Consider the following 19,494-nt stretch of genomic DNA (forward strand, 5'->3'; position numbering starts at 1 on the left):
TATCGAATCGATTCGACCCTGCGTGACCGAACCGGGCTATCCTCGGAGTATGACCAGGGAGACGCCACGCCGGCCCACGATCGCCGATGTGGCTCGCGAGGCGGGGGTCTCCACCTCGACCGCGTCCGTCGTCTTCAGCGGCAAGGCCAAGGTCGCGCCCGCCACCAGGGACCGGGTGCTCGCCGCCGCGACCGACCTCGGCTACACGGGGCCCGATCCGCGCGCCGCCTCCCTCCGTCGCGGACGGAGCGGCATCGTGGCGGTGGTCCTGGAGGGGCATCTGCGCGCGGCCTTCCTCGACCCGGTGACAACCGCGATGATGGACGGCCTCACCGACGGGCTCGCCGATCTCAGCGCCGGGATCCTCCTCATGCGCGACGAGCCGGGCGAGGATGGCTCGGCCATCGCGAGCGCCCCCGTCGACGCCGTCGTGCTGATCGGATGCTCCGGACGCACCCGCGCGTCCCTGGAGATCGTGCTCGGACGCGGTCTCCCCGTCGTCGTCATCGAGGGGGACGCGGGGCTCGACGTCCCGCGCATCACCCTGGACAACGTCGCGGCCTCCGCCGACATCGCGCGGCACGTGCGCGACCTCGGGCATCGGGACGTCGCCCTCGTCACACTGTCGCTGGACGCCGAACGCGAGCGCACCCTCATCACACCGGAGCGTCTGGCGAACGCCACCGTCGATGTGACGGTCGATCGGCTCGCCGGCATGCGGGAGGTGTTCCCCGATGCTCCGGCGATCTCGGCGTCCGGCAGCCTGATCGACGAGGGCATCCTCGTCGGGCGGATGCTGCTCGCCGACTCCGCTACGCGCCCGACCGCCGTGCTCGCGCAGAGCGACCTGCTGGCGGTGGGCGTGATCCGCGCCGCGGAGGAGCTCGGGCTCCGGGTTCCCGAAGACCTCTCGGTCGCCGGGTTCGACGGCATCCCCCTGGACGGCCTCGGCGAGCTCACCCTCACCACGAGCGTGCAGCCGGCGGTCGAGAAGGGGAGGGCTGCGGGGGAGCAGGTCGCCAGGATGCTCCGCGGGGAGCCCGGCGTCACGCAGGACCTGCACTGCGTGTTCCGCGCCGGCACGACGACCGCGCCGCCCCCGTCGCGCTGACGGCGAGCACCGGTCAGGAGCGGGCGGGGCCGAGAGGAAGCGCGGCCGGCGCGTAGTCGAGGATGCGATACCGCCCGCACGCGATGACGGCTGTCGGGGCCGCAGCGGTCGGCACGTTCCAGGCCACCGTCTGCGCGTCCTCGATGAGGAACGACACCTCGCCCACCGCGAAGTCGCGACGATCGACGAGCCACGCGTAGCCGCGGAGCTCATGATCGACCTGCACGAGCCGGGCAGGGTCCGCCGCGTGCAGCTTCGGGAGCCGGACCGTCCAGAACTGTCCGGCACCGGTGCGCCCTGACGAGTCCACCCAGGCCGTGACGCACGCGAGGTCGGCGTCGGGCGCGCTCGCCGCCTGCACGATGCGGGGTACGGACGCGGAGCCGCTGGCGAGAAGGACGACGGCGACGACGGCGGAGACGACCTGCGCCAGCGTGGCTCGCCGCATCCGGACACGCGGCAGGGTGAGGAGGACGAGGACCGGGGCGAAGGCGAGCGGCTGCAGGTACCGCGCCGCGTGGGTTCCCGCCGCGATGCCGCCGAGGAGCACGACGAGCGGGAGTGCCCAGGCGGCCGTGGCCACCAGTCGGTCACCGGTGTCCGACGCGTGGGTCGTCCGCACGACTGCCAGGACCGTCAGCGCCAGCACGGCCACCGTGCCGAGCACCCCGCCGGGGGACGACAGCCGATCGATCGTGAGGCCGCCGTAGTACGCGGCGGAGTGAATCCATTCCGCCGGCTGGATGTAGCCGGCGCCGGAGTTCGCGATCCATGCCGAGAAGGGAATGCGACCGAGGAAGCCCACGATGCTGCCCCCGACCAGCGCAGCGATCAGCTCGAGACCCCGCCGCCTGACCGCGGGCGTGGTGAGACAGAGCCCGCCCAGGACGAGGGAGAGGGGCACCGTGGCCCAGGCGGCGAACAGCGGGTTGCTCAGGGTCGCCACCGCCGCGACGATCCCCAGGGACACCGGCAGCGCCGCACCTCCGCGGGGGCGATCGAGGAACCGCCGACACAGGCCGATGGCGAGGACCACGGCCACGACGGTCGCGGAATAGTACGTGGTCGTCAGCATCAGCGACGCGAGCTCGAGCGCGTCGCGGGACGGCCCGGACTCGGTGAGGACGAGGATCGCGAACGCCGCGAGGGCCGCGACCGACCAGGCGACGGGGGCTCTGCCGACGGCATGCCGCCCGGCGACGAGACGGATCGCCCCGTAGAGCGCGAGGACGTTGACCACCGCGTTGGCTGCGAGCACGCCGTTCACGTCGAGAGGCACGACCGCGTCGAGAGCCGTGAAGACGGCGATCTCGGGGAGGAAGAGCACGCTGGACAGCGCCCAGTCGCCTCCGCCCCCGTCGAGGATCGATCGGCCGACGAGGGCCACGATCAGCGAGTCCCCGTCGTCGAACATCAGGACCGAGCGCGGCGAGGAAGCGAGGTGTCCGACGGTGACGAGCGCCAGCGCCAGCGCGGCCGCCCAGCCCGCCAGTTCGCGTCCCCAGACCCGCCGCATGCGACCACTCTGGCACGCGATCTCGAAGCTCGCGGGGCCGACAGGCGTCTCGGCCCGGTAAACTGGTCGGACACCGCCCGCCTGAGCCGTACGGCCGACGAGCCCCGAGGAGCCGCGTATATGCTGATGCTCCTCGCAGTGTTCCTTCTCGGGTCCCTCTTGATGCCCGTCCTGGTGCGCTGGTTGGGAGCTCAGGCTTTCGCCGTCGCCGCCCTCGTCCCGGCTGCCGCGTTCGTGCACGCGCTCGTGCTCACGCCGCAGGTGCTCGACGGTCCCGTCCCGTTCGTCTCCGTGCCGTGGATCCCGCAGCTCGGGCTGAACCTGTCCATGAACATGGACGTCCTCGGGTGGGTGCTCACGCTCATCGTCACGGGCGTCGGCGCCCTCGTGCTCCTCTACTGCCGCTGGTACTTCCATGACGAGGCCGCGGGCATCGGGCAGTTCGCCGGCGTCCTGCTCGCCTTCGCCGGCGCGATGTACGGCCTCGTCCTCACCGACGACCTCGTGATGCTCGTGATGTTCTGGGAGGCCACGAGCATCCTCTCCTACCTCCTGATCGGCCACTACCGACGCCGTGCCGCCAGCCGACGCGCCGCGCTGCAGGCGCTCCTGGTGACGACGCTCGGCGGACTGGTGATGTTCGTCGGCGTCGTGCTGCTCGTCGTCGACACCGGGACGTCGAGCATCCGGGAGATCCTCGCCATCGCGCCGACCGGCCCGATCGTCGATGCCGCGATCGTCATGCTCCTGATCGGCGCCATCAGCAAGTCGGCGCTGTTCCCCTTCCACTTCTGGCTCCCCGGCGCGATGGCGGCCCCGACTCCGGTCAGCGCCTACCTGCACGCCGCCGCCATGGTGAAGGCCGGCATCTACCTCATCGCCCGCTTCGCACCCATCTTCGCGTTCAGCCCGACGTGGCGGCCGATCGTGCTCACGCTCGGCATCCTCACCATGCTGCTCGGCGGCATCCAGGCGCTGCGGGAGACCGACCTCAAGCGCGTGCTTGCGTTCGGCACCGTGAGCCAGCTCGGCTTCTTCGCGGTCGTCGTCGGCTACGGCACGCAGGCGGCCGCCCTCGCCGGCCTCGCGCTGGTGATCGGGCACGCGCTGTTCAAGTCGGCGCTGTTCCTCATCGTGGGCGTGATCGACCGGCAGCTCTCCACGCGTGACGTGACCGAGCTCTCCGGCGTCGGCCGGCAGGCACCGGTCATGGCCACCGCCGCGTTCATCGCCGTCGCGTCGATGGCCGGCGTGGCTCCGACCATCGGATTCGTGGCGAAGGAGTCGACGCTGACGGCGCTCCTGGACGATGCGCTCGGCGGCTCCGTGTGGGGCCTCGTCGCCCTGATCGGCGTGGTCCTCGGATCCATGCTGACCGCGGCATATGGTGTCCGCTTCCTCTGGGGCGCGTTCTGGACCAAGCGCGATGCCGACGGACAGCGACAGCCGGACACGGTCTGGCCAGACCCACCCGTCGGTTTCCTCTCCGCGCCGATCATCCTCGCCGGCGTGACGCTCGCCGCAGGGATCGGCGCCCCGGCCCTCGACGTCGCCCTCCAGCCCTACGCGCTGACTGCCACGCCGGGACTCGACCACGAGGGGGCAGCCGTCGAGGGTCCGGGTCACCTCGCGCTCTGGCACGGCTTCGAGCCCGCCCTCGGCATCTCGATCCTCTCGATCCTGCTCGGCATCGGGCTCTTCCTCCTCACGAGGCGGACCGGGTGGGACCGTCGTCCGCGACTGCTGCCGTTCACGGCGGCCGACGCCTACTACGTGGTGATGCGCGGCATCGACCGGCTGTCGGTGCTGAGCACGACGCTCACCCAGCGCGGTTCGCTGCCGGTCTACGTCGGGACGATCTTCGTCGTCTTCGTCGCCGCCGAGGTCACCGCGCTCGTGGCGAGCGACATCGACCGCTATCAGCTCTCGCTGTGGCACACGCCGGCGCAGCTCGCCGTCGCGCCGATCATGGCCGTCGCGGGCGTCGTGGCGGTGCGTGCGCGCAAGCGCTACACCGGCGTCGTGCTTGCCTCCGTCACCGGCCTGGGCATGGTCGTGCTCTTCGCGACCAGCGGGGCACCGGACCTCGCGCTCACGCAGATCCTCGTGGAGACGGTGACGATGGTGACGTTCGCCCTCGTCCTCCGCCGTCTGCCGGCGCGGATGGGCGAGCACAACGAATCCGTCAGCCGGATCCCGCGCGCGCTGCTCGGCATCGGCGTCGGTCTGACCATGGCGTTCGTCGCGGTGGTCGCGACCCAGTCCCGCGTGGCCGATCCGATCTCCGCGATCTTCCCGGAGATCGCGTATGAGATCGGCCACGGCAAGAACGTCGTCAACGTGGCGCTGGTTGACCTCCGCGGCTGGGACACGATGGGCGAGCTCTCGGTGCTCGTGCTGGCCGCGACCGGTGTCGCCTCGCTCGTGTTCGTCACGCATCGCGCCGACCTCCTCGCGGCCACGAAGACCCTGCCGCGCTCGGTGCGCAAGTCGGCCCGGAGCCGGCCGCTCGTGGAGACCACGGACGGCGTGCGCTTCCAGACCGCGGAGAACCGATCGGCGCCGCGCGCCTGGCTCGTCGGCGGCCAGAAGATGAAGCCGGAGAACCGGTCGATCCTGCTCGAGGTGATCGTCCGCATCCTGTTCCACACGATCATCGTCGTCTCGATCTTCCTCCTCTTCGCCGGGCACAACCTCCCCGGCGGCGGCTTCGCGGGCGGACTCGTCGCGGGCATGGCCCTCGTGATGCGCTACATCGCCGGAGGGCGCTGGGAGCTGGGCGCCGCTGCGCCGACCGATGCCGGTCGTCTCCTCGGCGCGGGCCTGATCCTCGCCGTGGGCACCGCGGTGGTGCCGCTGTTCTTCGGCCTCGCACCGCTCACCAGCACCTTCTGGGAGTGGGAGATCCCCGGTATCGGGCACATGGAGTTCGTCACCTCGACCATCTTCGACATCGGCGTGTACCTCGTCGTGATCGGACTCGTCCTCGACGTGCTCCGCAGCCTCGGTGCGGAGGTCGACCGGCAGGCCGCGCTCCGCCCCGGCGAGAGCACCGCCGTCGACTTCTCCTCGCGGACCGGGGGGAACGGCTGATGGACGTCTCGCTCGCCCTCATCGCGATCATGGCCGTGCTCTTCGCCTGCGGCGTGTACGCGATGCTGGAGCGCAGCCTCACCCGCGTCCTCATCGGCTTCCTCCTGCTCGGCAACGCCACGAACCTGCTGCTGCTGATCGTCATGGGCGTGCCGGGCAACGCGCCGTTCTTCGGCACCGAGGGCGACCTGAGCGACCCGTTGCCGCAGGCCCTGACGCTCACGGCGATCGTCATCACCTTCGCCGTCTCGGCCTTCCTGCTCGCGCTCATCTACCGGTCGTGGCAGCTCGGCCAGGCGGACACGGTCGAGGACGACGAGGCCGACATCGCGCTGCGCGAGCGCACCGATGAAGACGAAGACCTCATGGACGACGAGTCGGAGACGGACGACGACGACGCCACGACCGACTTCGTGGGCGTGCAGACCGCGCCGATCACCGTCCTGCACATGCGCGACAACCCGGCGATCCACGATGACGCCCCGTACGACGCGCCGTACGTGCCCGAGCCGGAGCCCGAACCCGACGGCGCCGCCGACGGCGCTGCGGACCGGGACGACGACACGACAGACGGGGAGGGCAGGCCATGACCACGCTCGTCCCGCTCCTCGTCGCCCTGCCGCTCCTCGGCGCCGCGATCACCCTCGTCTTCGGACGCAATGCGCGCCTGCAGGTGTTCGTCACCGTCGCCACGCTCGCCGTCGTGTCCGTCATCGCGGCGGTGCTGCTCGTCGTGGTCGACGCGGGCTCCCCACTCGCGGTGTCCGTGGGCGGGTGGCCGGTGCCGTTCGGCATCGTCCTCTACGTCGACCGTCTCGCCGCACTCCTGGTTCTCGTCTCCAGCGTCGTGCTGCTCGCGGTCCTCCTCTTCTCCATCGGTCAGGGTGTGGCCGACGGGGCGGACGAGACCCCGATCTCGATCTTCAACCCCTCCTACCTGATCCTCGCCGCCGGAATCTTCAACGCCTTCATCGCCGGTGACCTGTTCAACCTGTACGTCGGATTCGAGATCCTCCTCGTGGCCTCGTACGTGCTCATCACCCTGGGCAGCACCGAGTCCCGCATCCGCACCGGCGCCGTCTACATCGTCGTCTCGCTGGTGTCGTCGATCCTGTTCCTCGCGTCGATCGCGATGATCTACGGCGCCCTCGGCACGGTCAACATGGCCCAGATCGCCGAGCGGATGTCGGAGCTCCCGCAGGACACGCAGCTCGTCCTGCACCTCATGCTCGTGGTCGCCTTCGGGATCAAGGCGGCGATCTTCCCCGTGTCGTTCTGGCTGCCCGACTCTTACCCGACCGCCCCCGCGCCGGTGACGGCCGTGTTCGCCGGCCTGCTGACCAAGGTCGGCGTGTACGCGCTGATCCGGACGGAGACCCAGCTCTTCGCCTCGAACAGCATCGACACGCTGCTGCTCATCATCGCGCTGGCGACGATGATCGTCGGAGTGCTTGGCGCCGTCGCGCAGGCCGAGCTCAAACGGATCCTGTCGTTCACGCTCGTCAGCCACGTCGGCTACATGATCTTCGGCCTCGCGATCGCGACCCCGGCCGCCATCGGCGCGACGGTGTACTACATCGTCCACCACATCGTCGTGCAGACCACGCTGTTCCTCGCGGTGGGACTCATCGAACGCCGGGCCGGCAGCACCTCCATCCTCAGGGTCAAGGGCCTGCTGAAGATCGCCCCCGTCATCGCGCTGCTGTACTTCATCCCCGCGATCAACCTCGGTGGTCTGCCACCGTTCTCCGGGTTCATCGGCAAGTTCGCCCTGTTCGAGGCCGCGGCCTCCGTGGGCACTCCGCTCATGATCGTGCTCATCTTCGGCGGCATCATCACCTCGCTGCTGACGCTGTATGCGCTCATGCGCGCCTGGAACCTCGCGTTCTGGCGTGAGGAGGAGGACTCGACCGAGACCGAGGGCCGCATCTCCTACCTCACCGGAGCCCCCGCCGCGGATGAGCAGCAGGAGCGCCGGCACATCCCGAGGATCATGACCGTGGCCACCGCGGGCATGGTCACCGTGACGGTGGCCCTGACGATCTTCGCGGGACCGCTGTACGCTCTGTGCGACCGTATCGGGGCGGGCCTGCTGCAGCCGGTCAACCTCGTCCAGCTGGAAGACGAGGTGGAGGGATGAGCCCCGAGACCAAGAGCGTCTGGCGGGACATCGGCATGCAGCTGCCGTTCCTCGCCTGGCTGATCGTGCTGTGGATGCTGCTGTGGGCCCAGTTCACGGTGCTCTCCTTCCTCACGGGACTCGTGGTGGCGATCTTCGTGACGCGGGTGTTCCGCCTGCCCACGGTCGAGCTCTCCGGGCGCATCAACCTCTGGTACGGCGCGCTGTTCGTCGTGCAGTTCCTGTTCGCGATCCTCCGCGGCGCGCTCTCGGTGACCGTGCAGGTGTTCGACTTCCGCCGGCAGCCCGGTACGGCCATCATCGCGGTGCCCCTCCGCTACGCCGACGACCTCGTCCTGACGCACGTCGCCGTGGTGTCGTCGCTCATCCCGGGATCCCTCGTCGTCGAGGCGGATCGGGACCGCGGGATCCTCTACCTGCACGTGATCGGCGTGCGCAGCAAGGAGGATGTCGAGACGCAGCGGCAGGGTGTGCTCGGCTGGGAGAAGCGCATCGTCCGAGCGCTCGGCAATCCGACCCAGTACCGGGCGCTGAAGGCCGACGAGCGTGCCGGCCGCATCGACCCCGCGACGATCGGCGGTGCCCGGTGAACACCTTGCTCCTCATCATCCTCGCCGTGTTCGGTGTGGCCGCGATCCTCGCCGTGATCCGTATCGTCCGCGGTCCGTCGATCCTCGACCGTGCCGTCGCCGCCGACGTGCTGCTGACCGAGGTCATGTGCGTGCTCGGCGCCGAGATGGCCATCAACGGCCACACCCGCAACATCCCCGTGCTCCTCATCATCGCGGCGGTCGGTGTTTTCGGATCGATCGCGGTGGCCCGGTTCGTCGCGAGAAGGGACAACACGACACCATGAACGTGTTCGGTCTGATGATCCCTGACGCCGTCGTCGACGTGGCGGTGCTCGTGCTCATCTTGCTCGGGGCGATCCTCTGCCTCTCCGCCTCCGTGGGCCTGCTGCACTTCCGGGACGTGCCCACGCGACTGCACGCCGCGACGAAGCCGCAGGTGCTCGGGCTGCTGCTGATCTGTGTGGCGATCGCCCTGTCGCAGCGGTCGATCGGCGGCGTGCTGTTCGGCCTCGTGCTCGTCGCCCCCGTGGTGCTCATGCAGTTCGCGACCGCGCCCCTGTCCGCGCACATGGTCGGGCGCCAGGCCTACCGCAACGGCACGATCGAGCAGCGGGGTCTCGTCGTTGACGAGCTCGCCGAGTCGAAGCAGACCCCTCCCGCCGCCGGCTGACCGCCTCGCCGCCGACGTAGCCGGTTTCGCCCGCTGTCGGTTCACAACTCAGGAGATCTGCGGCGTCATCGGGCCGCGCGTGCGCTCAGGTCGGATGGGGGACGGATACTCCTGAATTGTGAACGCCGTGCGCGGCCCCTACTTCTCCTCCACCGCCTCGCGATCCGGAGCGGACACTCCACATCCGGCCTCACTCCCCGTCCCGCCGTGTCGCGCCGGGCATCCTCCGGGATGTGATCGCCCACTTCGGACCCCGGTGCGCAACAGAGGTCTTCGACTCCACGGTCTTGACTCGAGCGGATCTTCGCTCCGCGGGGCTGAGGGGGCGCGAGCTGACCGCCCTGGTGCGGAGCGGGCGGCTTCTGCGACTGCGCCGGGACCGATACGCCCGCCCGGATGTGGATCCTGTCGTCGCGGAGGCCGTGCGCATCGGAGGTCGCGTCACCTGCGTCTCCCTTCTTCAGCTGCTCGGGGTGTTCGTGCTCGCGGCTCACGGTGTGCACGTTCAGGTCGATCCCCATAGCTCGCGGTTGGGGCGTCGAGACGCGGAGGCTCACAGGGTGCACTGGGCAGAGGACGGCGCAGCGAGTGCGCTGCACGTCACGTCCCTGGATACGGCCGTACGCCATGCCGTCCGATGCCAGTCGCCTCGGGCGTCGGTGGCCACCCTGGACAGCCTCCTCCATCAGCGCCTCATCACGATGGACGAACTGCGCGCGATCTTCGCTCGGCTGCCGCAGCGGTTCGGCGCGGTGCTCGCCCTGGCCGACGCGTCATCCGAGTCGGGGCCGGAGACGTTCGTGCGGCTCCTCCTCCGGTCGCTCGGTGCCTCATTCGAGACACAGGTCCACATCCCCGGCGTGGGTCGAGTCGACTTCGTCGTCGATGGATGGCTGATCGTCGAGTGCGACAGCCGCGCCTTTCACGAGGGATGGGCGAAGCAGCAGCGGGATCGTGCGCGGGACATGGCGGCTGCTCGTCTCGGCTATGTCACGATCCGGCCGCTCGCCGCTGACATCCTCTCCGACCCCGCAGGCACGCGAGAGGCGCTGCGGGAGGTTCTGGAGGCGCTCGGCCCCCGGCTCGTCGGCGCTGGCCGTTCACAACTCAGGAGAAAGGGCAGCCGCAGCCTGCCTCAGCCGCCGAACCGTCCCAACGCGCCGCGATCTCCTGAGTTATGAACGGCCTACGGACCCAAGGGGCGCGGTGAGCGATGCGAAGGGCTAGGTGCGGGCGGCGAAGGCCTCGATGAGGCGGGCGGCGGGCTCGGAGTCGCTGATGAGGGTGCCGTGGCCGTGGTCGGGGATGACGGCCAGCTCCGCGCCAGGGATCGCATCCAGGATCACCTGGCACCAGCTCATCGGGGCCAGCGGGTCGTCCTCGCCGCGCAGCACCAGGACCGGGCAGGCGATGCGGACGAAGGCCTTCTCCGGCTGGTGGACGATGGTCGCGCGCATCTTGCGGATGAGGTGCGGGCCACCGCGGAGGTACTCGCGGGCGCCGCGCCAGATCACGAGCGGCCGTTCCCCCACGAGATCCTGGAGCAGGTATCGGGCCTGCGCGCCGACGTTCCTGGCCGCCTTGTCGACGGTGGGTCCCGCCAGCACGACGCCGGCGACGAGCTCGGGATGCCGGGCGGCGAGCTCCGCGGCGATCTGACTCCCCATCGAGTGCCCGATCACCACGACCGGATCCGCGTCGACATGACGGAGATACGCGGCCACGAGGTCGGCGTGCCGCTGCATGGTCAGCGTGCGCGTGGGCTCCGGGGCCTCGCCGAAGCCGGGGAGGTCGAGCGCGATCACCCGCCCCTGCAGCCGCTGGGTGAGGTCGAGGTAGACGCTGCGCCCCATGCCGATGCCGTGCAGCAGGAGGTAGGTGGGCGGTCCGTCGCCGAAGGTCTCGGCGATCAGGGTCGCTCCGGCGTGCTCGAACTCGAGGAGGGTGGCCGGCGTCCCCTTCGGGGCGAGGTAGCTGGTGGGCACCTGTCCACGCTAGCCGAGCACCCTCCACGCGACTCTCAGCCGGCGGGGGTGAGCGTCAGGGTGTCGACCGCGGCCGCCGTCACGGCCTTCGGAGTGAACGCCCAGGGCCGCTGCACTCCCGTGGACCAGTCCTTCGTCTGATCGACGTAGTGCTCGTGGAACGCGTGACCGGAGGCGCCGGTGAGGTGGATCCAGGTCGAGTCGTCGAAGTCCGCGAGGTCGACGACCATGCGCATGGACGGGACGGTCGTGGTCGCATACGAGACGCCCAGCTGCCATCCCGTCGCATCGACCACGGACGCACCGCCCCCGACGGGGTAGGGGCCACGGTTGAACAGGGCCTCGATCGGCGCGATGCCGGACGACCCGAACGTGTCGCTGGTGAGGGTCAGGGCGTGCAGGCCGCCCCAGTTCCACCGGGCGACATCCGTGCCCTGGAGCCCGGACAGCTCGTCGTACGCCTCCTCGGCCGACAGCGCGAGCATGGCGTCTCGTCCCTCGACGTCGAGGCCGGGGTTGCTCCACAGCGGGTCCTCGGGATCATCGAGCATCGCCCCGACGACGGTGAACAGGCGGCCCTGGCCGTCGATGGGCAGGGGCTGCTCCCGCTCCACGAAGATGTTCTGCACCAGGTTCGACCACAGCACGTTCGCGTACGCGGCCCCGGCCGAGGAGGCGCTGTTCTGCGCGTCCCAGCCCCGGAGCAGCTCGACGGCCTGCTGCGGCCCCTCGCCCTCGACCTCGATGTCCCCCATCGCGGCGGCGAGCTGTTTGCCGATCCACATCTCGCCGTCCATCTGGATCTCGCGCATGTCGTCGGCCGTCAGCGGCCCGGCGGCGGCTCGGCGCTCGATGAGGTGGGCGATGCGGGCGGCGCGGTAGCCCTGGTCCCAGTCCCGGGAGAGGAAGTGCTCGTAGTCGTCGGTGACGATGGCGTTGTTGGCGGTGACGATGTACCCGGAGCTCGGGTTGTACGACACGGGGAGCTCCTCGAACGGGATGTAGCCGGTCCAGTCGTAGCTGCTGTCCCAGCCGGGCTGCGGCATCCAGCCGTCGCCGGCCCCGCGGATCGGCAGGCGGCCGGGGGTCTGGTACCCGATGTTGCCGTCGACGTCGGCGTAGATGAGGTTCTGCGCCGGGACGTCGAACAGGGAGGCTGCGCGGCGGAAGTCCTCGAAGTCTTGAGCGGTCGACAGCGCGAAGATCGCGGTCGCGGTGGTGCCGGGGTCGAGCGCCGTCCACCGCAGGCTCACGGCGTACTCGGCATCGTCGGACCCCGGGGCATCCGGCACGGTGCCCTCCGCCGTGATTCCGGGGGTCGGGTCGTCCGCGATCGCGGTGAAGTCGTCCGTGAGGCCGGAGATGATCGGTCCGTGCACGGTGGACCGGATGGTGAGCTCGATGTCTTCGCCGCCGGCGACCTCGATGGTCTCCGTGCTCTCCTCCAGCGGCACGAGCTCGCCGTCCCGCCAGTAGGAATCGCCCTCGATGCGCTCGACGTACAGGTCGGTGACATCGGTGGTGAGGTTCGTGAAGCCCCACGCCACGCGCTGGTTGTGGCCGATGACGATGCCGGGCAGGCCGGAGAACGAGAACCCGCCCACGTTGAACGGGCAGTCGTCGTCCACCGTCGAGCACGTGAGCTGCACCTGGTACCAGACCGAGGGGAGCGAGGCGCCGAGGTGCGGGTCGTTGGCGAGCAGCGGCATGCCGGATTCGGTGAGGTCGCCGGAGACCACCCAGGAGTTGGAGCCGATGCCCTCGCCGACATCGCCCACGAGCGCGCTCGCCGCTTCGATGACGGACGACATCTCCTTCCACTCCACCGTGGTGAGAGCCTGCTGCGCCTCCCCGTCGTCCTCGGGCACGGTGAACGCTGCGGGCTCGGCGCCGGGCGGCAATGGCGGGACGGTGGAGATGGTGGGCACGATCACCGGGTTACGGTCGAAGGGGTAGTCCGGGTAGAGCGTGCCGAGGAGTCCGTCCACGTCGGCCTCCGGATCCTCGGCGAGCTGCCCCGCGAGGAGCGCGCGCTCGGTCTCGTCCTCGACGTTGGTGCGGAGGTCCCAGGCCATCGCCTTCAGCCACGCCACCGAATCCGCGGGTTCCCACGGCTCCGGCTCGTAGTCGGGGTTCTGCAGCCCGAGCACCGCGTACTCGAGAGACAGCTCCGCTCCCGAGCGGGAGGACAGGTAGGCGTTGACGCCGTCCGCGTAGGCCTCGTAGTAGCCGCGGGTGACGTCGTCCATCGCCTCGACCTCGGCCTCTGCGGTGGTGCGCCAGCCCAGCGTGCGCAGGAAGGCGTCGGTACCGGCCTGGGAGGCGCCGAACAGCTCGGCGACCCGGCCGGAGGTGACGTGGCGGCGGAAGTCCATCTCGAAGAACCGGTCCTGCGCGTGCACGAAACCCTCGGCGAAGAAGAGGTCGTCGGAGGAGTCGGCGGTGATCGTGGGCACGCCGCTGGCGTCGCGCTGCACGGTGACGTCCGCCTTCAGCCCTGCGAGCGCGGTCGAGCCGGAGGTCTGCGGGAAGGAGCGCTGGATGGTCCAGGTCACGAAGAACGCGCCTGCGACGGCCACCACCACCAGCGCGGCGATCACGACGAACGCGATGCGTCCGATGCGGGCGCCCAGAGAAGGACGCGGGGAATCAGCGGACGCCGTCGAATCGGTCATCATCGTCGAGAACTCTTTCGGGTAGCCAGGTGGGACTCAGTCCCACCGAGCCCCAGTGCGCGTTTCACGGGTGCGCGCTCTCGCATCATAGCCGCCCCGCGCTCGCCGCGGGACGGTCCGCGGCGAGCGGAGGGCTCAGCCGATGAGGCTGGGCTGCAGATCGCGGAGCGTCCGGCGGTGCGTCATCCGGGTCACCCCGATCATCGCCAGCAGCAGCGCCCCGAGGAGCCACGCGCCGAGCACCGCCAGGTCCCAGCCTGCGCGGGCGTAGTCCCCGCCGTACATGAGCTGTCGCATCGCGTCGACGACGTAGCCGAGAGGCAGCACATGGTGCAGCGCGGCCAGGGGCGCGGGCAGCGTCTGCCAGGGGAATGTGCCACCCGCTGTGACGAGCTGCAGCACCATGAGCACGAGGCCGAGGAACTGCCCCACGGAGCCGAGCCAGACGTTGAGGGCGAGGATGATCGCGGCGAACGTGGCCGAGGCGAACATCATCACTCCGAGCGTGCCGAGCGGATGGTCGAACGTGAAGCCAAGCGTCAGCGCCAGGATGCCCATCAACCCGAGCATCTGCACGGCACCGAGCATCGCCGGGGTCAGCCAGCCCGCCAGCGTGATCCGGATCGGGGAGTGCAGCGCCGTGACGGCGCGACGGGAGATCGGCTTCACGATGAGGAACAGCGCATAGATGCCGATCCACGCGGAGAGGGCGGCGAAGAACGGGGCGAGGCCCGCGCCGTAGTCTTCGGCGGAGGCGACCTTGTCGCTGGACACCTTCACGGGGTCCGCGATCGTGTCGGCTTGCAGGGAGCGCAGGTCGGGCGTGGAGGCGGGGATCGCCTGCACGCCGTCGGCGAGCCCGTCGCGCAGCTCCGCGGTCCCGGAGGACAGCGTCTGCAGGCCGTCGCGCAGTTGGGCGGCGCCTGAGTTCGCCGCAGCCGCTCCCGTCGCGAGGGTGCCGGCGCCCCCGGCGAGCTCGCTCGCCCCCGACGCCAGGGCCGCAGACCCGGCGGCGAGCTGGTCGACCTTCCCGACGGCGTCCTGCACCTGGGCGTTGCCCTCTTCGATCCGGGTACCGAGAGGATCCAGGCGGGCGAGCACCGCATCGATCTCCTCGGGCGCGAGTCCCTGCTCGGTGAGGACGTCGGTGATGTCCGCGCGCACCTGCGGCAGCGCATTCGTCGCTTCCTGCACCGCGGCTCCGGCCCGATCGGCGACGTCGGCGAGTTGGCGGTTGCCCGCGCTCACCTGCTGGGCACCGTCGGCGAGCGTCTTGGCCCCGGAGGCGAGCTGCGCCGAGCCGTCGGCGAGCTTCGCGGTGCCCTCGGCGAGCGTCGTGCTCCCGGAGGCGGCGCTGCGTGCGCCGTCGACGAGCTGTGTGGCGCCGTCTGTCGCGGAGATCAGATTGTCGCGCACGTCGCTGAGGCCCGTCAGCAGTCGCTCCGCGGCCTCGCTGCCGACCATTTCGGCGACGGAGCTGCGGATCTTCTCGACGGCCTGCGATCCCATCGACGAGGCGAGGTAGTTGTTCGCGTCGTTGGTCTCCAGCTCGATCCTGGCCTGGTGCGGATCGTCGCCCGCGGCGGAGGTGAGGGCGGCGGAGAAGTCCGAGGGGATCGTCACGGTGAAATCGACCGCGCCGTGGCGCAGCGCATCGGCGGCCTCGTCCTCGGTCATACGCTGCCAGTCGAAGGCGTTCCCCTCGATGAGGTTCTCCGCCACGTCCTCGCCGTAGTTGACGGTCTCATCGGTCGCCGGTTGCGTGCCGGTCGTCGGGGCGGGAGCGCCCTCGTCGTCGACCACGAGGGCCACGGGGACCTCGGAGAACTTCGCATACGGATCCTGGTTCGCCCAGAGGTAGAGGCCGCCGTAGAGGATCGGCACGCAGATCAGCGCCACCAGGGCGAGGATGCCCATCCGGCTCGCGGTCAGGCGGCGGAGCTCGGCGGCGATCATGGCGGGAACCTTCATCGCGCTTCTCCTTCCTCGTCGGTCGTGGGTTCGTCGTCGGTCGTGGGTTCGCTCTCCTCAAGGTCGTCGGTCGGTTCCGGACGCTCGAGCACCAGGGGCTCGATCGGTCCGGACGCGTTGATCGCATCGAACTCGTGCATACGCTCGAGGGCGACGGCGGCGGAACCGCCGACGATCACGAGCATCGCGTACCCGCGGTCCGCGAACTCGGCGGCGATGCGCCACCATCCGTCCGGGCTGCCGCCGTGACGATCCGGGGCGACGAGGACGATGCCCTCGACGCCTTCGCGGAGCACGGCGAGCTCGCACAGGATGCGCACGCGGGCGGCAGGGTCGACCGAGCCGATGGGGACGGAGGCGAGCTCCTGGTATCCGACCCGCGCGAGCCAGCGGCGGGCGTGGAGCGGGGTCGCGCCGCGTCCGGCGAACATCAGCTCCTCGCCGACCACCCCGGCCAGGGTGATGTCCGGGTGCGGGTCGCTGACGTCCGGGGCGTCCACGAGGGCGACGCGGCGCCGCAGCTCCTTCGGGCTCGCCGCCGCGTCGATCGTGACGCGGCCCGTGTCCGGGCGCATCCGCCCGCTCGCGATGAGGCCGAGCACGGTCGGCCGCTGCTCGGTCTCCGCGAGCGCGTAGCGGACGGCGCCGGAGTGGAACTCGAGACTCATGGACGGAAGCGCCTGGCCGGCGCGGCCCTTGCTGACGTCGTGCAGTGTGATCCTCATGCGCGGACCTCCTCGTGGTCGGCGGCGATGTCCGGGTGGGCGCTCAGCAGTTCGTCCGCCTCGCGCCAGGAGAGTCCGGCGATGCTGAGCACGGCCCGGACCGCGAGGTCCTCGGCGCCGCTGCTGTGCACGTCGGTGCGGGAGACCACGGTGCGCGCCATCTCCTCGATCAGCCGGGCGAGGGTGGGGCCGGCGAGGTCCGCCCGGAAGCTGCCGTCCTGCTGCCCCCTCCGCACGAGGGCGGCGACACTCCGGCGCAGCGGCGCGAGTGCCGCGGCGGTGTGCTCCACAAGCGCCTCGTCGAGGGCGAGCGCAGCGGCGACCTGGATGTGCGCCGCCTCCTCCCAGAGCCGGGCGGCCAGTCGGGCCAGGGCCAGGCGGGCGTCCGGCTCGTCGATGGAGGCCGCGATGGCGTTGAAGCGCTGGGCGCCGCTGGAGACGAGTTCCCGGATCAGAGCGTCCCGATCCTCGAAGTGCCCGTAGAGGGTGCGGCGGGACAGGCCCGCGGCCCGGGCTATCGCGTCGAGGGAGGCGTGCGGGTCGGTGGCGAGGGCGCTGCGGGCCGCGGACAGGATGCCGGCGCGGTTCTCCGCGGCGTCGCGACGAAGAGCGCGAGTGGTCATCCGTCCATGGTAATAACGTGCACAAGGCTGTGCAAGATAATTCAGGAACCTCGCAGTCTGCTGCTCCCGCGGCCGGCCGTCGAGGCTCCTCCGGGGCGGACCGTGGTATGTTACGCGTCGCGCTTCGGCGCATTCTCAGAGGAGAGACCGGTCCGGACCGGGACTCCGGCGGGATCGGTCATGGAACGGCGGGGGACGCCATGATCGAGAAGAAGAACGATGTGCCTGCCGGGAGCGAGGCACTGGCGGGGGATCGGCACGGTGGTCTGCAGGGCAGGCTGACCGATGCGATCGTCTCGGGCGCGCTCGCTCCGGGGACACGGGTGGACGAGCGCGGGCTCGCGGCAGCCTTCGGTGCCGGGCCGGCAGAGGTCCTCCGGGCCCTGGACGGCCTTGCCGCCGCCGGCCTCATCGCGGTGCGCCGCGACGGCACGCGGTGGGTGACCGCGCTCGATGGAGACCGAGCGCGCGATGTGGTGGCCCTGTTCGGTGACGTCTGGATCGGCTCGGTCCGCCGCACGATGGCACTGCTCCGCACCGACGACCTCGCGTATCTGGACGAGCTCGTCGACGATGTGGCGCTCGCGGTGCGGTGGCGCGACGGCTCGGCCTTCGGTGGCGGCCTGCGCGCTCTCGCCGTCGCTTTCGCCCGGATCGAGGGCAACACGGAGCGGGCTGAGCTGGTCGGGAGCCTGGGGACGCTTCTCGAGTGCGTCGCCCGTCGTGCCGGGAGCGTCTTCGACTGGACGGATGTGCGTACGTCGGTCGCCCGGATCGCCGTCGTGCTCTCCGAACGCGACGCCACGGCGATGCGCGTCGCCCTCATGGACCTGTTCGACGACGTGCTGCCGGGAATCGTGGACCGCGCGGTGACGCCGGCGCGTCCGCTCGCCGCGGCGTCCTGATCGCCGGACGCGGGGGGCGCCCGGTGACCGGGAGCCCGCCCCGCGTGCTCAGTCGGTACCGGAGTCGAAGGCCGCGCGCTCGGAAGCGGTGTCGACGGCGTCCGCGAGGTTCTCGTCGGCCTCCGAGATCGAGCCGTGCACCGACTCGGTGATCTCGGCGGACTCGCCGGCGGTCACCCGGCCGACGAGCTCACCCGTCGCGCCGCCGACGAGGCCGAGGCCCGCGTACTGCTCCAGGCGCGCGCGGGAGTCGGCGATGTCGAGGTTGCGCATGGTGAGCTGACCGATCCGGTCCACGGGGCCGAAGGCGGCGTCGCCGACGCGCTCCATCGACAGCTTCTCCGGCCCGTATGACAGGTTCGGGGAGACCGTGTCGAGGATCGTCCAGTCGTCGCCGCGGCGCAGGCGGATCGTCACGGTGCCCGAGATCGTCGAGCCGACCCAGCGCTGGATGGACTCGCGGAGCATGAGCGACTGCGGCTCGAGCCAGCGGCCCTCGTACATGAGGCGGCCGAGGCGGCGACCCTGCTCGTGGTACGTGGCGAGGGTGTCCTCGTTGAGGATGCCGTTGACGAGGCGCTCGTACGCGATGAAGAGCAGCGCCATGGCCGGAGCCTCGTAGATCCCCCGCGACTTCGCCTCGATGATGCGGTTCTCGATCTGGTCGCTCATGCCGAGGCCGTGCCGCCCGCCGATCGCGTTCGCCTCCTGAACCAGGGCCACCGGGTCGCTGAATTCGACGCCGTTGATCGCGACCGGACGGCCGCCCTCGAACGTCACCGAGACGTCCTCGGTCTCGATGTCGACGGACGGGTCCCAGAACTTCACGCCCATGATCGGGTCGACGGTCTCCAGCGACACGTCGAGGTGCTCGAGCGTCTTCGCCTCGTGGGTCGCGCCCCAGATGTTCGCGTCCGTCGAGTACGCCTTCTCGGCCGAGTCACGGTACGGGAAGCCGTGCGCGACGAGCCACTCGCTCATCTCCTGGCGACCGCCGAGTTCGGTGACGAAGTCCGCGTCGAGCCAGGGCTTGTAGATGCGCAGGCGGGGGTTGGCGAGCAGACCGTAGCGGTAGAACCGCTCGATGTCGTTGCCCTTGTAGGTGGAGCCGTCGCCCCAGATGTCGACGCCGTCCTCGCGCATCGCGCGCACGAGCAGCGTCCCGGTGACCGCGCGGCCGAGCGGCGTGGTGTTGAAGTAGGTCTTGCCGCCGGAGCGGATGTGGAAGGCGCCGCAGGAGAGCGCGACGAAGCCCTCCTCGACCAGCGCCGTCTTGCAGTCGATGAGGCGCGAGGCCTCGGCGCCGTACTCCAGCGCGCGTCCCGGGATCGAGGCGATGTCGTCCTCGTCGTACTGCCCGAGGTCGCCGGTGTAGGTGAAGGGCACAGCGCCCTTGTCGCGCATCCAGGCGACGGCGACGGAGGTGTCGAGTCCTCCGGAGAAGGCGATGCCGACGCGCTCGCCGACGGGCAGGGACTGGAGGACCTTGGACATGGCTCCCAGTCTAT

At 70.5% G+C, this 19,494-nt stretch carries 16 protein-coding genes; 9 read left to right on the forward strand and 7 right to left on the reverse strand.

All coding sequences use genetic code 11. The annotated features are described in order from the left end of the window. Positions 1-49 precede the first annotated feature (49 nt). On the forward strand, positions 50-1,111 hold the full coding sequence (locus B2W79_RS05185) for a LacI family DNA-binding transcriptional regulator (RefSeq protein ID WP_292787639.1): 1,062 nt from the start codon (positions 50-52) through the stop codon (positions 1,109-1,111). A 13-nt stretch (positions 1,112-1,124) separates the two neighbouring features. Here B2W79_RS05185 and B2W79_RS05190 read toward each other — a convergent pair whose 3' ends face one another. Continuing rightward, a complete protein-coding gene (locus tag B2W79_RS05190) occupies positions 1,125-2,627 on the reverse strand; it encodes a hypothetical protein (RefSeq protein WP_292787641.1) in 1,503 nt (500 codons plus the stop codon). Positions 2,628-2,747: 120 nt separating this feature from the next. Here B2W79_RS05190 and B2W79_RS05195 point away from each other — a divergent pair, with 120 nt between their 5' ends. The 7 genes from B2W79_RS05195 to B2W79_RS05225 all read left to right on the forward strand — a co-directional run bounded on the left by B2W79_RS05195 (position 2,748) and on the right by B2W79_RS05225 (position 10,283). After that, on the forward strand, positions 2,748-5,720 hold the full coding sequence (locus B2W79_RS05195) for a Na+/H+ antiporter subunit A (protein WP_071328009.1): 2,973 nt from the start codon (positions 2,748-2,750) through the stop codon (positions 5,718-5,720). Beyond that, on the forward strand, positions 5,720-6,310 hold the full coding sequence (locus B2W79_RS05200; RefSeq protein ID WP_256209372.1) for a Na(+)/H(+) antiporter subunit C: 591 nt from the start codon (positions 5,720-5,722) through the stop codon (positions 6,308-6,310). The genes B2W79_RS05195 and B2W79_RS05200 overlap by 1 nt, the downstream gene beginning before the upstream one ends. Then, positions 6,307-7,860: a Na+/H+ antiporter subunit D gene (locus B2W79_RS05205; protein ID WP_060922025.1), complete on the forward strand. Its 1,554-nt coding sequence runs from the start codon at positions 6,307-6,309 to the stop codon at positions 7,858-7,860. Before B2W79_RS05200 ends, B2W79_RS05205 begins: the two co-directional genes overlap by 4 nt. Beyond that, entirely contained in the window at positions 7,857-8,450 is a 594-nt protein-coding gene (locus B2W79_RS05210; protein ID WP_071328008.1) for a Na+/H+ antiporter subunit E, read from the forward strand. Before B2W79_RS05205 ends, B2W79_RS05210 begins: the two co-directional genes overlap by 4 nt. Then, positions 8,447-8,716: a monovalent cation/H+ antiporter complex subunit F gene (locus tag B2W79_RS05215; RefSeq protein WP_025105196.1), complete on the forward strand. Its 270-nt coding sequence runs from the start codon at positions 8,447-8,449 to the stop codon at positions 8,714-8,716. Before B2W79_RS05210 ends, B2W79_RS05215 begins: the two co-directional genes overlap by 4 nt. Then, positions 8,713-9,102, forward strand: coding sequence for a monovalent cation/H(+) antiporter subunit G (gene mnhG, locus B2W79_RS05220; RefSeq protein ID WP_071328007.1), 390 nt, complete (start codon positions 8,713-8,715; stop codon positions 9,100-9,102). The genes B2W79_RS05215 and mnhG overlap by 4 nt, the downstream gene beginning before the upstream one ends. A 659-nt stretch (positions 9,103-9,761) precedes the next feature. Continuing rightward, positions 9,762-10,283, forward strand: a complete 522-nt coding sequence (locus B2W79_RS05225) for an endonuclease domain-containing protein (protein WP_143049240.1) — start codon at positions 9,762-9,764, stop codon at positions 10,281-10,283. Between the two features lie 42 nt (positions 10,284-10,325). On the opposite strand, the gene B2W79_RS05230 is transcribed toward B2W79_RS05225, so the two are convergent. The 5 genes from B2W79_RS05230 to B2W79_RS05250 all read right to left on the reverse strand — a co-directional run bounded on the left by B2W79_RS05230 (position 10,326) and on the right by B2W79_RS05250 (position 17,081). Then, positions 10,326-11,087 carry an alpha/beta fold hydrolase gene (locus B2W79_RS05230; protein ID WP_071328005.1) on the reverse strand — a complete coding sequence of 254 codons (762 nt, stop codon included), beginning with the start codon at positions 11,085-11,087 and terminating at the stop codon, positions 10,326-10,328. Between the two features lie 35 nt (positions 11,088-11,122). Further along, positions 11,123-13,765: a penicillin acylase family protein gene (locus B2W79_RS05235; protein ID WP_292787647.1), complete on the reverse strand. Its 2,643-nt coding sequence runs from the start codon at positions 13,763-13,765 to the stop codon at positions 11,123-11,125. Between the two features lie 132 nt (positions 13,766-13,897). Continuing rightward, entirely contained in the window at positions 13,898-15,733 is a 1,836-nt protein-coding gene (locus B2W79_RS05240) for a YhgE/Pip family protein (protein WP_292787649.1), read from the reverse strand. Next, complete coding sequence (locus B2W79_RS05245) at positions 15,730-16,458, reverse strand: hypothetical protein (RefSeq protein ID WP_292787651.1); 729 nt, start codon at positions 16,456-16,458, stop codon at positions 15,730-15,732. Before B2W79_RS05245 ends, B2W79_RS05240 begins: the two co-directional genes overlap by 4 nt. Next, a complete protein-coding gene (locus B2W79_RS05250; protein ID WP_292787653.1) occupies positions 16,455-17,081 on the reverse strand; it encodes a TetR/AcrR family transcriptional regulator in 627 nt (208 codons plus the stop codon). The genes B2W79_RS05245 and B2W79_RS05250 overlap by 4 nt, the downstream gene beginning before the upstream one ends. Before the next feature lie 200 nt (positions 17,082-17,281). Between B2W79_RS05250 and B2W79_RS05255 the strand changes: the two genes are divergently transcribed. After that, the gene (locus B2W79_RS05255) at positions 17,282-17,986 is read left to right on the forward strand and encodes a GntR family transcriptional regulator (protein ID WP_292787655.1); all 705 of its coding nucleotides are present in this window, start codon (positions 17,282-17,284) and stop codon (positions 17,984-17,986) included. Positions 17,987-18,034: 48 nt separating this feature from the next. Here B2W79_RS05255 and argG read toward each other — a convergent pair whose 3' ends face one another. Further along, positions 18,035-19,480, reverse strand: coding sequence for an argininosuccinate synthase (gene argG / locus B2W79_RS05260; RefSeq protein ID WP_071328001.1), 1,446 nt, complete (start codon positions 19,478-19,480; stop codon positions 18,035-18,037). Positions 19,481-19,494: the final 14 nt, after the last annotated feature.

It is taken from the genome of Microbacterium sp. UBA7513, assembly GCF_002478345.1.
In the GTDB taxonomy this organism is placed as follows: domain Bacteria; phylum Actinomycetota; class Actinomycetes; order Actinomycetales; family Microbacteriaceae; genus Microbacterium.